This is a genomic window from Evansella clarkii (assembly GCF_002019695.1).
Lineage (GTDB): Bacteria > Bacillota > Bacilli > Bacillales > Salisediminibacteriaceae > Evansella > Evansella clarkii.
Genome location: NZ_KV917376.1, coordinates 3,592,293 through 3,606,535, shown reverse-complemented (window position 1 = coordinate 3,606,535; position 14,243 = coordinate 3,592,293). Strand labels below are relative to the sequence as shown.

The following is a 14,243-nucleotide window of genomic DNA, read 5'->3' as shown; positions in this document are numbered from 1 at the left end:
ACATATATGAATATATTTCTAACTGGTTCCACTGGTTTTCTTGGTGGAAAATTAATCAGAAACCTTCTTGCAGATGAGGATAACAAGCTGTTTTTACTTGTACGTAATATAGATAAAGCCCGTAAACTCGCAGCATCTCTTAAAAAAGAGGAGCAGCAGCGTATTCAGCTGATTAAAGGGGATATTGCTTTTCCAAACTGCGGGATTTCAGATAACGAGCTGGGAAAGCTTCGGAAAAATGTTGATGCAGTATACCATTTGGCAGCGCTAGTGAAATTCGATTTAAATTTAAGAGACGATCTGTTTGCTGCAAATTATAATGGTACGAAACATGTTGCCGATTTAGCAGTAAACCTGGAGGCAAAGAAGCTTTTTTATGTGAGCACTGCTTATACAGCAGGCACTAATAAGGTGGGAACTGAAGAGCTTTATCCTTACGACAGTGAGACGAATAATCCTTACGAAGAAAGCAAAATTAAATCAGAGCATCTTGCTATGTCTTATAATGACCGGTTAGATGTCTCAATTTTCCGCCCGGCAATCATTGTGGGAGATTCCGCAACTGGGGAAGCTGATTCCCAGTTTGCTCTGTACGGATTTATGAGAGCCCTTGATGTATTTAAACGGCGGGTTACAAGAAAGCAGGAGAACAACAAGCCTTACCGGGTTATTTCCAGGAAGGATGCTACGTCGAATTTTGTTCCGGTAGATTATGTTTGTGATATTCTAGCTCTGGCACCTGAAAGAGCAGAGAAAAATAAAATCTATAATATTACTAATCCCAACCCTCCATCGAATCATCAATTAGTCGATATGTTCAGGGAAGCATTGGCTTTTCCAACTCTGGCAGCGATTGAACCTGAGGGAAGTCATCTTCTAAGGGATGACGAAAAGCAGATGAATGAAATGGTTGGCGTTTTTAAGGTTTATATTTCTAACTCTATCTCATTTAAGGACGACAACACGAAACGCCTCATTGAGGGAACATCAGTAGAACATCTGAATTTAGATGAAGCTACAGTTAAAATGATCATTGATGCATATATGGAAACAAAAGCGAGCTGATAGTTATAAACGGCAGGTGCCTGTACACCTGTCTTTTTTTCTGTGCTTCAGTAAAAATTCCGAGGGCTATTCCTGGATTAGTCTTACTTAATTGATAAACCTATCAATATATTCACTAATTTGCTCTTTGGTAGGTTAGCATCCATACCTTTGTCCAAGCTTTGAATAAGATATATTACCTATGGTAAAGGAGGTGCTAACATGAGCGGAACTCACGGAGGCTTTGCAGCTGGATTTGCTCTCGTCCTTGTGCTGTTTGTCCTGCTCGTAATTATCGGAGCAGCAAGAATCGGGTATTAATTCCTGAAAAGAGCAAATTAGCTTGCGCAAAAGAATCTGTTATCTCATTTTAACTGCCTGCCAAATTATTAATGATCTTGGCAGGTATTTTTTTAAAAGCTATTAAATGTATAGAAATTAACCATGGTGGTTTTGGCAATATATGTTAAACTAGGAAAAAGGAATGACCTGAATGTTTAACAAATGAGTAATAGATTTTAATCTGTACATATAGAGGGAGTCTGGAAGTTAATTAAGTGGCCAAGAGGTGAAGAATATTGTTACTGGCATTTTTATTAAGTTTAATCCTGGTGGGAATGGCAGGTGGATATGTATTAGCTCTCATAGACCCTAATGGCATTATTGCAGGTTTACTGGGCGGTATTTTAGTTGTTTTAACGTATATTGCTATACAAATTACACCCGATAAAGGACAAAAATAATGATAACAAAAAATCATTTTAGTTGAATACTGTTAATTTATCTTAGTAATTTGTGAATTCATGATATTATTAATAGAATGATGTCGTTTATTAAGGGATAATTTATCATATATAAAAAAAGACGTTATTGATTAGTGAGGTAATAAGGGGGCAAAGTGATGTTTAAGTTTATTTTTTATGTTCTAGTTTTTTTCCTAATTGGTTATAATTATGGCCATATTACGAGAGGTACTGTCTTTGATAATTTCTTCATGATGCTGCTAAGCCTGTTTGTCCTTATTTTTCTCTTTGAATGGATTTTCAGTTTATTCCGGTCAAAGAAAAATGCAAACGAGCAAGGAGAAAATGGGTCCAAAAGTACTTTTGAGGGTGAATTGCAGGCGCTCCAGGCTGACTTTGGAAAAACGTGGGACCTGAAGTACAATAATCATGATATAACCGTCGTTAATAAGTACAATCAGGAGGAACTGTACATTGATGGGAAGCTCATTTGCGAGAAAAGCAGAACCACTTGGTATTCCTGGTTTGTAGTTTCCCATACACTGACAGGAAAGCTTGAAGAGGGAGCTCAGTCCCGGGTTGTTAAAGTAAAACTGGGCGGTATTCTAAGTGTAAACTGTAAAGTATATGTAGATAAAGAATTAATTTTTCAGGATAAAATAAAGTACAGCTTCCTTTCCGGAGGAGTAAAAGAGAAGGATTAATAGAAAACGAGAGCATATTGGGAAGCAAAAGGTTTAGGCTGCCGGACAGTTATGTACTGCTTCATTCGAATCTGCATAGAGCAGCTTGTGGAATCGAAGTAACTGTGATAAGGTAAAAAAAGAATATTATGAATACTATATAGGGGAGCTATGAGGCTGGCTGAGAGGATATCCTGATGAAGATATCGACCCTCGAACCTGATCTGGGTAATTCCAGCGGAGGGATGTTATTAGAATTACATGTGTAATGTAAATCTGCATGCCCTTTTGGTATGCGGATTTTTTTATGTGAAAGGGGGTATTATGAACAGTTTTCGTAAGTATAGATATTCAGCTGTACCTGCTTTAACCGCTATTATGATATTCCTGTTAGTCTGGGAAGGAGCCGTCAGATGGTGGAATATAGAAAAATGGATTTTACCGGCTCCGAGTTTAATAGTTCAGACTTTTCGTGATTCGCTGCATCTCCTCCCTGCACATATATGGATAACTGCCACAGAGGCTGTGCTGGGGTTTTTGCTTGGAATAGCAGCAGCACTGATAATAGCCTTTATATTAGATTTCTCCCCGCTCCTGAGGAAAAGTTTTTATCCGATCCTTTTATTTTCACAAACCATTCCAATCATTGCGATCGCACCATTGTTAATCATTTGGTTTGGTTACGGAATCCTGCCTAAGGTGCTTGTGGTGGCATTGGTTACTTTCTTCCCGGTTGTTGTAAGTGTGACAGAGGGACTGCAGTCCAGTGACCGTGATATGATCCGGCTTGTCCACTCCATGGGTGGTACCAGCTGGCAGGTATTTAAGAAAGTAAGGTTCCCCAGTTCTCTGCCTTATTTGTTCACAGGATTAAGGATCGCAGCTACATACAGTGTGTTGTCAGCAGTCATTTCGGAATGGGTTGGGGCGAGTAAAGGTTTAGGTATTTACTTAATTAAAGCACAAAGTTCCTTCGCTACAGATCAGGTTTTTGTAGTAATTATGTTAATTTCACTTCTTAGCTGTTTAATGTTTTTAGTAGTAATTTTAATCGGCAGAATTGTGATGCCCTGGAAACATAAGACAAAAAAATAGTAATTGGGGAGAGACACAATGGTAAAAAAACTAAGTATTTTTCTGGTAACGTGTACGTTATTTATGACGGCGGCTTGTAATCAGGAGGAAGACCCTGGTGAAGCAGAGGAAACCAATTCGATTGAATCGGAAACAAATGAGAAGGAAGAGGAAATAACAGCGTCTTCAGAAGAGTTAATGGAAGCATCGATTATATTGGACTGGGTGCCAAATACAAATCATACCGGCCTTTATATTGCACAGGAGAAAGGATATTTTGCAGATGAAGGCCTTGAGTTAACAATCGTTGAGCCTGCAATGGAAGGGGCGCTGCAAGTAGTTGCAGCAGGAAGCGCTGATTTTGGAATTGCCTCCCAGACAGCTGTAACAATTGCCAGATCAGAGGAGATTCCGGTTGTTTCTCTTGCCGCTGTTATTCAGGAGCATACTTCTGGTTTTGCATCTCCGGCTGAAAAAGATATTACATCACCAGAGGATTTTGAAGGTAAAACATATGGCGGCTGGGGAGGCGCAGAAGAAGAAGCGATTCTTAACTATGTTTTAAATAAACACGATGTAGAGCCTGAAACCGTAGATAATATCATTGTAGGGTCTGCTGACTTTTTCACGAATACACAGCGAGATATTGATTTTCAGTGGATTTTTTACGGCTGGACAGGGATCGAAGCAGAAGTTCGTAACGAAGACATAAATATGATCTTCCTGAAGGATATCGATCCGGTATTAAGCTATTATAGTCCAGTAATTATTAGTAACGAGACCCTGCTTGAAGAAAACCCTGAGCTTGCGGAAAAATTTATGGCGGCGGTTTCTAAAGGGTATGAATATGCTATAGAACACCCAGAGGAAGCTGCAGAAATATTAATTGCTGCCTCTCCCGAAACAAATGAAGAACTAGTACGTGCTTCACAGGAATGGCTGAGTCCCCGATATAAGGGAGACAGAGAAAACTGGGGAATCCAGGACGAGGAAGTTTGGGATAACTTTTCAGAATGGATGCTTGATGCCGGCCTCATTGAAGCAGAAGTGAATACGGATGAATCAATGACAAATGAGTTTTTGCAGTGAGCACTGAAAACAGAACTAAGTAAGTCTCAAAGGAAACAGGAGCTAATATGGAATTAGAAATTCGAAATATACATCATTCCTTCAGCGGGGACCCTGTCATGAAGGATATGAATCTCTTTCTGAAAAAAAGGGAGTTTGTTTCATTAATAGGACCGAGTGGCTGCGGCAAAAGCACGTTATTTAATTTTATTGCAGGACTGGAGATCCCCGACTCAGGAACTATTTACCATGTTGGAAAAGATATAACAGGGAAACGTGGCCATAGCAGTTACATGATGCAGAAGGACTTATTATTTCCTTGGAGAACGGTGCTTGAAAATGTTCTCCTTGGCCCTTCCATTACAAAGCAGCACACGGACAAAATAAAGGAAGAAGCACTTTCACTTTTTCCGTTGTTTGGCTTAGATGGGTATGAGGATTATTATCCGACTGTGTTATCCGGAGGTATGAAGCAGCGGGCTGCGTTACTGCGAACCTTTTTACACAATAAAGAACTCATGCTGTTAGACGAACCGTTTGGAGCTCTTGATGCTTTAACAAGGGAGAAGATGCACGACTGGCTGCTGCAGGTGTGGAGCCAGATGCAAAGAACCGTATTATTTATCACACACAGCATTGATGAAGCGATTTTTTTATCTGATCGTATTTATGTGCTCTCGCCTCGCCCTGCAACGGTTCTTTTAGAATTGGAGGTTACCTTGCCCCGTCCAAGAAAAAAGGACATGGCTGTTTCCCCTGAATATTTAAAGTTAAAAGAGGAGCTAATGATGGCTTTATATCAAGATTAGTAAACGAGACGTGGACCAGATCCATCACCTCGTAAGAATATATAGAAAGGATGATCGGTTATGAAATTTTCAGATCAATTGAGAGAAAAGGCGGATTCCATTTGGAATGCTAGTTTTGAGCATCCTTTTGTAAGAGGAGTAGCTGATGGTACTTTGCCAATCGAGTGTTTTTCTTATTATGTAAAACAGGATTCATACTATCTTTCAAAGTTCTCTCAAGTACAATCCATTGGAGCGGCGAAAGCGTTGGATTTTCATACAGCTTCTCAAATGGCCCACCATGCCAAGTCCACTTTTGACGCGGAGCATATGCTTCATGAGGGCTTTTCAAAGGAATTAGGCTTGGAGAAAAACGCAGAAGGACACATGGCTGACGAGCCTGCGCCAACAGCTGTTGCGTACACAAATCATTTGTTTTCTGTTTCATATAAGGGTTCATTAGGGGATGTCATTGCTGCAATCCTTCCTTGCTACTGGCTGTACTGGGAGATTGGCGAAAGATATAAAGGGGCTAACCCTGGCCATCCGATCTATCAGAAGTGGATCGATACCTACGGAGACGAGTGGTTTGAAACTCTTGTAAAAGAACAGATTGACCGTCTTGATGAATATGCTGAAAAAGCATCAGACGAAGAAAAGAAACGTATGGAAGCTATATTTATAACAAGCAGCCGCTATGAGTATATGTTCTGGGAGATGGCTTATACGTTAGAAAAGTGGCCGGTATAGTAACAAAAGCGAAAGCGCCTTGGTCACGAGCGACACTGACGAGTAACCGCAGGAGCACTCTTTACCTGGCCCGAGTAATCGCAGGTCCAAGCACTGGAAGGACTTTGACAGAAGCCGCTCTTTGGCTTAGAAAAGGCCTGAAGTGACCTCGAGCTCGCAGGCGCTGAGCTAGAAAGTGTCACTTATCCCGAAGGCATAAATCTATAATTTTTTAAACAAGAAGCAAAGGGAAGCAAGAGGACAGTTCTCTTGCTTCCTTTCTTAATGATAAGAATCGGAAAACAGAAGGAACAAAATGGTATGACTTCTGTCGATGGAGAAACACCCCACAGCCATATGTATTGCGGCAGAACTAGCACGTAATAGAACGTGTTCGTAAAATCGGCTTATCTATTAATGAGCCAAATAAAAGAAGGTGCGAATTAACCGCCCCTTCTTCTAATTTGTTGATTAGTTAACAGGACTGTCTAGTATTAGATCCTCTCATTTTCACTTATTGTTTCCTTGAATATAAATAACTTTGGAATGCCGGAATTAAAACAATTAAAGGAGCGAAGGAGAGTATGGCCAGCGCTTGTTCACTGAGTGGTGGAAGGAAAAGCAGAACGAGTCCAATCCCGATAAGGGGGATACTCCAGAAAATCATCCTTTTTGCGCCGTATTTATTAATTTTGTACCAGTTTTCATCGGATTTATAAGATTTTGGGAATCGCACACCGTACAAATAATTCATTTCTACTTTTTCTTTATATAAAGGTATTGCCAGGCCAATATATAAAAGTCCGCAAAACAGATTAACAATGGCGATAACTATGTTTCCCATATTTTCACCTCAAATCATGAAATGTATTGTTCATAATAAATATACGATGTTTATGCATAAATGGTTTCGTCATTAATGCTGCATAAAAAAAGAACCAAAGAGCACTTGTCTCTGGTTCCTTTTAACGCGGGCAGGAGCAGAAAAACGCTTATCCCGGCTTAACGGTCACAAGTAATGACGACGAATTCTCCCGGCCGGAGTGTACGTCTCTGAGCAGGTGTTCCTCCTGTAACTCTGCTGCAAAAGATATCAAGCGTAGACAATCCGCACCGTATTCTTGCAAACTGATTTCTTCTTAAATCCACATCTCTTAATCTCCTTGTGGGAGCACCAAGTATTGGCAGACAGAATACTACTGCTATTTCACCCGGAGCGAGAGTAACCTGATGGTCCGTCGTAGTCCGGACTCTTCCATCCCGCCCTACGATAGTTACAAGATGCCCTCCCCGGATGCGGTCAGTGATATTTTCGAGTAAGTCCTTATGCAGTAATTCCCTTAAACGTTCTCTTAATTTATCCGACAATATTTTTCACCTTCCTTTCCTCGCTTTGCTTGTATTGTATGCTGCTGCAAAGCGGATGAAAGGGCATGTACCATTATCAGACAAAATTTCAACCATTGTCTTTAATACTAGTGTTAAAAATAGAGGAGATTTTGTAAATTTAAGTATACAAGGCTGTTGACTTATACTTTTTGGCTTATTTGTTAATAATTTTAAGAGGTTATTATACCTCGAAGGTCAAAAAGGAGTATTTAAATGGGTTTATTTGCCGCAGTTATAATGAAACTGAATATTAGCTCTGTTGCTCCAGAATGGAATGAAATCATCGATTTACGCAGAGATGCGAGGGATAAGGAACTGGAATACTGGCTTTCTGAATCGTTATTTACATTTAACTGGTGGTTTCTTCTCGTAACCACTATCCTCTTTTTTGCAATATGGGTTTATCTCCTGGATAAAAAAAGAATTTTGGAAATATCAGCGTTTGGGCTGCTTATTGGAACGATTGCCTTTATTCTGGATACTATTGGGAGCAACATGGTGTTATGGTCATATCCAGACAGTGTTTTTCCGATAATCTCACCAATTCTTGAAATCCATAAATTTCACATGCCGATTATTTACATGATCGTTTATCAATATTTCCAGACGTGGAAGGGATATTTAACCGCTTTAATAATCAGTGCAGCGGTGTTTGCTTTTATTCTTGAACCAATCACAGTCTGGCTTGGGATCTATGTGATTTACCAATGGAAATATATTTACTCTTTTCCGATCTATATTTTGATAGGCATTTTCCTTAAATGGATTTTCATTAAAGTTAAACATATCGAAAAGAGTAATCAAAGCAAAGCGGGATAGAGATAAACGGATAACTTGAATAACCGGAACAGATCAGCAACAAGGCGGATCTGTTTTTATTCTGTTCCAGGGAGGGGAGGAGGGGTAAGTTAGTTGCTCGATCACAGTCCAATCAGCGAAAACCCCCGTTTAATCTGCGAAAATAACGAACCAACCTGGATAACCGCTCCCCAACCTATACTGCCAAAACCAAACTAATTCAACTTTCACCTTCAACATTAAACATCACAAAATGTTCAAATAATATATTGACCAGACTAGTCAATAACTGCTATATTAAAAATGACCAATATAGTCAATAAACCAATCGATTGACTTCAGGGAAGGAGTGACACCTATTTACTTTAAATTTGAAAGTCTGATACAGGAGAAACAGGAACGTATTATTAACGCTGCGATCAAGGAGTTTGTAAAATCCGGTTATGACAAGGCATCGACTAATGAAATCGTGAAAGAGGCAGGCATTTCGAAGGGGTCCCTGTTCCATTATTTTAATAATAAAAAGGATCTGTATTTATACCTTCTGGATCACACGCTTAAGGTTATTGAAAATAATATTTATACGGATATAAATTTTAAAGAAACAGATATTTTTAACAGAATCGGGCAGATCGGGAGGACGAAGCTTCAGGTGATGACTACGTATCCCCAGATCTTTGATTTCCTGAAGTCGGCTGCTGCAGATGACTCGCCTGAAGTGAAGCCTGAGTTTGTAGAAAAACAAAAGCAGGTGCTGGCACAAGGTTTTGAAAAAATATATAAAAATATCGACTGGTCAAAATTCCGGGAAGGCATTGATATAGAAAAGTCCGTAAATATCATCAACTGGACAATGTTAGGTTATGCAGAAAAGGAAAAAGAGAAGCTTATATCTTACAGTGAGGCAGGCGTTGGGCAACTGGAGGAGTGGGACAGATACGCAGAAATCCTGAAGAGCTGCTTTTACAAAATAGAGGGGGAATAACCGGTGAGTATGTTAAAGGTCACTAACTTAACGAAGAAATTTGGGGATTTTAAAGCATTAGATGGTGTTAATCTGGAAGTAAATGAAGGAGAAATTATGGGCTTTATCGGACCTAACGGTGCTGGTAAGTCCACAACTATTAAAGTGCTCCTCGGCATATTAAAGGCGACAGACGGGGAAGTGCAAATTTTCGGCAAAGACGCGTGGGACGATGCAGTGGAAATCCATAAGCGGGTTGCCTACGTCCCAGGTGATGTGAACCTCTGGCCTAATTTAACAGGTGGAGAAGTCATTGATCTGTTCGTAAAACTCCGGGGGACTAACCACAAAAGCAGAAGAGATGAGCTTATTGAAAAATTCAGCCTCGACCCTAAAAAGAAATGCCGTACTTATTCCAAAGGTAACCGGCAGAAGGTTGCTCTGATCGCAGCTTTCTCATCAGATGCAGATTTATATATTCTCGACGAGCCCACTTCCGGGCTGGATCCACTCATGGAAAATATATTTCAGGAGTGTGTTAAAGACCTGAAAAAGCAGGGGAAAAGTGTGCTTTTATCAAGCCATATCCTTTCAGAGGTAGAGAAGTTATGCGATAAAGTTGCGATTATCCGAAAAGGTACCATAATCGAAACAGGAACACTTGCTGAACTCCGTCACTTAACCCGAACACAGCTTCTCATCGAAACAAAGAAACCGGTGAAAAATCTTGCGGAACTGAAGGGTGTCCATGATGTGGAAGTGAAGGAACAAGGGCTCTCATTCCAGGTGGACACCGAGGAGCTTGATAATGTGCTCCGGCATGTCAGCCAGTTTGGCGTTTTAAAGCTGGAGAGCGCTCCGCCAACTTTAGAGGATTTATTTATGCGCCATTACGAGAGCGGGGATAACGAAGCAACTCCAGGAGCTGGAGGTGGAAACTGATGGCTCTGAAGCATCTGACTAAAACAGGACAGCTTTCCCGGTTCATCCTTCGTCTGGACCGAGTTAAAGTTAGCCTCTGGCTCATCGGAATTACTTTTTTCACACTAATTGTTCCGGCCGCTTTTGAAGGGTTGTATGAAAACCAGCAGGAAAGAGACGCTATGGCAGAAACGATGGCAAACCCGGCGATGACTGCTATGGTTGGACCTGGGAATTTGGAAAATTACACGACAGGAGCGATGACTACTCATCAAATGCTGTTAATGACAGCTCTCGTTGCCGGATTAATGAGTATACTGCTCGTAAGCCGCCATACGAGGGGGGATGAAGAAGACGGACGTATCGAATTGATCCGCTCGCTGCCGGCAGGACGTCTTTCCTATTTAAATGCAGCTCTGGTTGTCATAACCGGAACAAGTGTGGTTTTAGCTTTGATTAATGGTTTTGGGCTTTATGCTCTTGGAATTGAAACGATGGATCTCGCAGGATCATTACTGTATGGTGCAGGCTTGGGAGGAACAGCTTTAGTTTTCGCTGGAGTAGCCGCAGTTTTCGCTCAGCTTTCCGAAAGCTCCAGGGGCACGATCGGTTTGTCCATTGGGGTACTCCTTTTTTCTTATTTGTTCCGCGCGGTTACAGATATCAGCAATGAATCCCTGTCCTGGCTGTCTCCTTTAGGCTGGGTGACAAAAACAGAGGCGTATACGAACAATAACTGGGGACCGATTTTCTTAATGGTTGTTGCAGCGGCTATTTTGTTTATCCTTGCAAATTACCTGCAATCCATTCGCGATCTGGAAAGCGGCTTTTTACCTTCAAAACCAGGTCGGAGTACTGCTTCCTCATTTTTACAAGGTCCTCTCGGTTTAGCGTGGAGGCTGCAGCGAACGGGCGCGTTCTTCTGGGCAATCGGAATGTTCGTATTAGGGGCATCTTATGGCTCGGTGATGGGGGATATGGAGTCGTTCTTTGAAGGGAACGAAATGCTACAGCAGATGCTTCAGCCAGTAGAGGGACTCACATTAACGGAGCAGTTTATTCCCATGCTTTTAATCGTTATGTCGATCATGGCAACCGTTCCGCCGGTTATCGCTATGAATAAATTGCGCGGTGAAGAGAAGAAGGAGAGGCTCGATCATTTGCTGGGGCGGGCCGTTTCACGCACACAGCTAATGGGAGGATATCTGCTTCTTGCAGTTCTTAATGCCTTTATAATGATTTCTCTTACAGCTATAGGCCTGTGGTCTGCTGCCGATGCGGTAATGGAAGAAGGTCTCAGCTTCAGTATGATTTACGGGGCAGCCTTGGCTTATTTACCAGCAACACTTGTAATGGTAGGGCTGGCGGTGTTCCTGGCGGGAGTCCTTCCAAAGCTTACACCTTTTGTCTGGGCGTATGTGCTTTATTCATTCTTTGTTGTTTATCTGGGTAACTTAATGCAATTCCCGGAATGGACCGCTAAAATCTCCCCATTCGGGCATGTGGCACAGGTTCCGGTAGAAGAAGCAGCATTCCTTCCATTGTTTCTGTTATGTGTTGTAGCTGCAGCACTAATGGCCCTGGGTTTAATTGGTTTCAGGAAACGTGATATTTCTGCTTAATATTTTTGCGGGAAGGCCTCTGGTTTAGTCTTGGGAAACCAGGGGTCTTTTTTAAAAGTATTATCCACCTCCGCCGCCTGGTCTGTGGTCTCCCATTATATATTTTGAACTGTCACCCGGTTTGGCATTTGGATGTGTCATTATGTTGGGAAAATAGAAAGAGTCATTGTAAGCTTTTCTCTTTTTTGTAAATGTTTAACGGTTTATAATGATGAGTATCAGATAAGTAAGTGCCGTTTTAACACCAGGAGGGGGGATAAGTATGAGCGTTCATATATACAGAAGAAAACGTTCTCTCAATAGCTATATTATAGAGAAATACTTACTTCCTTTACGGGGGACAAAAAAGGCGTATTCAACTCCGGAAAACGCACATCAATTTTTAACACAACAGGGCACTGAAAATACGATACCTTATATAATAGATAAAGTTAATTTTTCTTCTGACATTAGCGAGCGCCAAGTTGAGGGAATGCAAGTTTTCAAATTAAACGACCGGAAGTCACCAAAACAAAAAGTGATAATCTATCTGCACGGCGGGGGATGGACGAGCCAGCCGGAACGTTACCACTGGATATTTATGAACAAACTCGTACAGGAAACTAATGCTAAAATAATTGCTCCTGTATATCCTAAAACACCGAACTTCAACTACAAACATACTTATCCTAAACTTCTCAATTTATATAAAGAAATACTTGAAACGGTTGACACCCCTGAGCAATTAACGCTTATGGGGGATTCGGCAGGGGGAAATATCTGCCTTGGACTGGCTCATCTATTTAAAGAACATGATCTGCCCCAGCCAATAGATATTATATTACTGGCTGCATGTGTTGATATGCATTTTGATAATCACCTGATACCATTGTATGAAGAAAAAGATCCAATGATCGCATCCGGTGGAATGGATGTCATAACCAGCGCATGGGCAGGGGACAAGGAACTGCACGATCCCTTAATGAGCCCTATATATGGAAATGCAGAAGGCTTCGGTAAGATATCCCATTTTATTGGCACACATGATATATTATATCCCGATGCTGTAAAATTTGATGAGAAGCTGACAAAACAAGGATTGCCTATCGACACCTTTGTTTTTCCCCGGATGAATCATGTATTTGTCATAATGCCCATACCAGAAGCAAATGCTGCGAGGCAAAAAATAATTGAAATTATTAATAGTTAATGGCTGCCTGGGAAAGAATACAGGCAGCTTTTTTCCCTTTCAAATTTAAAGAATTTGTAAGCAGGCCGCCGAAACTTGGCTGAAAACGCAAATAGTAATAATGCTTGTAAGGAATACTGAAAAAGATAGCAATATTTTTTGGCAAATAAATCAAAAGGTCTGACGGTTGACATGGAAGCCCTTTCATACCTTAAAGTAAGAGTAACAAAGCTTGTGCATAAAATATTCAAGCTTGATAATAATTGAACTCCAGGGATGTGACTGAAACGATGGAACAAAAAGTAATATTTTTTGATATTGACGGGACGCTTCTAAATCATGAAAAAGAGCTTCCTGCATCAACGAAGGAATCTGTTTTTAAGCTGAAGGAAATGGGCCATATTGTCGCTATTGCAACAGGGCGCGCTCCTTTTATGTTTGCTGATTTAAGGAAAGAGCTTGGGATAGATACCTACGTAAGTTTTAACGGGCAATATGTTGTTTTAAACGGGGAGCATTCCTGTAATTAAAGAATTTGGAGTTTGATAGAAAAAGAGCCCTCTTGGTATGATACGAGGTGTCCAAAGCTTTGCGCGCAAAAGGACCCTTAATTGATAACCAAGGAGGACTCACTAATGAATTATAACCAAAATAACAAAATAGCTCAAATCACAGCTGAAACTCTAATCGTAGGTGTTGATATTGCGAAGTTTAACCACGTCGCAAGAGCACAGGACTTCAGAGGAATGGATCTAGGAAAATCTATTACTTTTGAAAATACGCAATCAGGGTTTGATGGCTTAATAGGTTGGATCAATCAACTTCAAGCTGCTAATCAAATGAACAAGGTTATCGTTGGTATGGAGCCGACAGGGCATTACTGGCTTAACCTTGCACATTACTTAAAAGAATTAAATATCAAGTGTGTTGTGGTCAATCCGTTACACACGAAGAAAAGTAAAGAATTAGACGATAATTCACCAACCAAGAATGACGTAAAAGATGCCAAAGTCATAGCACAACTGGTCAAAGATGGTCGCTACGCTGAACCAATTATCCCTGAAGGTGTTTATGCGGAACTCCGAGGGGCCATGAAAATACGCGAACTACTATCAACGGACCTCCGGTCTGTGCAAGGCAAGGTACACAATTGGCTAGACCGTTATTTTCCTGAGTTTTTTACCGCATTTAAAGACTGGGAAGGAAAGGCTGCACTTCGTACTTTAAAGCTTGATCTTCTGCCAGATGAGCT

At 40.9% G+C, this 14,243-nt stretch carries 16 protein-coding genes, 1 pseudogene and 1 riboswitch; of the genes and pseudogenes, 15 read left to right on the top strand and 2 right to left on the bottom strand.

Going from position 1 to position 14,243, the window contains the following annotated elements:
• Positions 1-6 precede the first annotated feature (6 nt).
• From BK582_RS16810 to tenA, 8 genes are all read left to right on the top strand, one after another.
• The gene (locus BK582_RS16810; RefSeq protein ID WP_078596149.1) at positions 7-1,065 is read left to right on the top strand and encodes an SDR family oxidoreductase; all 1,059 of its coding nucleotides are present in this window, start codon (positions 7-9) and stop codon (positions 1,063-1,065) included.
• Between the two features lie 201 nt (positions 1,066-1,266).
• Positions 1,267-1,365, top strand: a complete 99-nt coding sequence (locus BK582_RS16805) for a YjcZ family sporulation protein (RefSeq protein ID WP_078596148.1) — start codon at positions 1,267-1,269, stop codon at positions 1,363-1,365.
• A 257-nt stretch (positions 1,366-1,622) separates the two neighbouring features.
• Complete coding sequence (locus tag BK582_RS27155; protein ID WP_169911079.1) at positions 1,623-1,787, top strand: hypothetical protein; 165 nt, start codon at positions 1,623-1,625, stop codon at positions 1,785-1,787.
• 158 nt (positions 1,788-1,945) lie between these two features.
• On the top strand, positions 1,946-2,491 hold the full coding sequence (locus BK582_RS16800) for a hypothetical protein (protein ID WP_078596147.1): 546 nt from the start codon (positions 1,946-1,948) through the stop codon (positions 2,489-2,491).
• Positions 2,492-2,622: 131 nt separating this feature from the next.
• Positions 2,623-2,733, top strand: a riboswitch (TPP riboswitch).
• Between the two features lie 61 nt (positions 2,734-2,794).
• Complete coding sequence (locus BK582_RS16795; RefSeq protein WP_078596146.1) at positions 2,795-3,565, top strand: ABC transporter permease; 771 nt, start codon at positions 2,795-2,797, stop codon at positions 3,563-3,565.
• 18 nt (positions 3,566-3,583) lie between these two features.
• Positions 3,584-4,633, top strand: coding sequence for an ABC transporter substrate-binding protein (locus tag BK582_RS16790; RefSeq protein WP_078596145.1), 1,050 nt, complete (start codon positions 3,584-3,586; stop codon positions 4,631-4,633).
• 47 nt (positions 4,634-4,680) lie between these two features.
• Positions 4,681-5,421, top strand: coding sequence for an ABC transporter ATP-binding protein (locus BK582_RS16785; RefSeq protein ID WP_078596144.1), 741 nt, complete (start codon positions 4,681-4,683; stop codon positions 5,419-5,421).
• 60 nt (positions 5,422-5,481) lie between these two features.
• The gene (gene tenA / locus BK582_RS16780) at positions 5,482-6,150 is read left to right on the top strand and encodes a thiaminase II (RefSeq protein WP_078596143.1); all 669 of its coding nucleotides are present in this window, start codon (positions 5,482-5,484) and stop codon (positions 6,148-6,150) included.
• Positions 6,151-6,643: 493 nt separating this feature from the next.
• On the opposite strand, the gene BK582_RS16775 is transcribed toward tenA, so the two are convergent.
• Positions 6,644-6,973, bottom strand: a complete 330-nt coding sequence (locus tag BK582_RS16775; RefSeq protein ID WP_078596142.1) for an SdpI family protein — start codon at positions 6,971-6,973, stop codon at positions 6,644-6,646.
• A 158-nt stretch (positions 6,974-7,131) separates the two neighbouring features.
• Entirely contained in the window at positions 7,132-7,497 is a 366-nt protein-coding gene (locus BK582_RS16770; protein ID WP_078596141.1) for a hypothetical protein, read from the bottom strand.
• 234 nt (positions 7,498-7,731) lie between these two features.
• On the opposite strand from BK582_RS16770, the gene BK582_RS16765 reads away from it, so the two are divergent.
• The 7 genes and pseudogenes from BK582_RS16765 to BK582_RS16735 all read left to right on the top strand — a co-directional run.
• Positions 7,732-8,337: a CBO0543 family protein gene (locus BK582_RS16765; RefSeq protein ID WP_078596140.1), complete on the top strand. Its 606-nt coding sequence runs from the start codon at positions 7,732-7,734 to the stop codon at positions 8,335-8,337.
• 328 nt (positions 8,338-8,665) lie between these two features.
• Positions 8,666-9,301 carry a TetR/AcrR family transcriptional regulator gene (locus BK582_RS16760; RefSeq protein WP_244895412.1) on the top strand — a complete coding sequence of 212 codons (636 nt, stop codon included), beginning with the start codon at positions 8,666-8,668 and terminating at the stop codon, positions 9,299-9,301.
• A 3-nt stretch (positions 9,302-9,304) separates the two neighbouring features.
• Positions 9,305-10,222, top strand: a complete 918-nt coding sequence (locus tag BK582_RS16755; RefSeq protein ID WP_078596139.1) for an ABC transporter ATP-binding protein — start codon at positions 9,305-9,307, stop codon at positions 10,220-10,222.
• Complete coding sequence (locus BK582_RS16750; protein ID WP_078596138.1) at positions 10,222-11,823, top strand: ABC transporter permease; 1,602 nt, start codon at positions 10,222-10,224, stop codon at positions 11,821-11,823. Before BK582_RS16755 ends, BK582_RS16750 begins: the two co-directional genes overlap by 1 nt.
• 262 nt (positions 11,824-12,085) lie before the next feature.
• On the top strand, positions 12,086-13,012 hold the full coding sequence (locus tag BK582_RS16745; protein WP_078596137.1) for an alpha/beta hydrolase fold domain-containing protein: 927 nt from the start codon (positions 12,086-12,088) through the stop codon (positions 13,010-13,012).
• A gap of 269 nt (positions 13,013-13,281) precedes the next feature.
• Positions 13,282-13,506, top strand: a pseudogene (locus BK582_RS16740) (HAD hydrolase family protein); the annotation flags it as partial.
• 120 nt (positions 13,507-13,626) lie between these two features.
• Positions 13,627-14,243, top strand: a 617-nt coding sequence (locus tag BK582_RS16735) for an IS110 family transposase (protein WP_139368335.1), incomplete at its 3' end; no start/stop codon positions are given.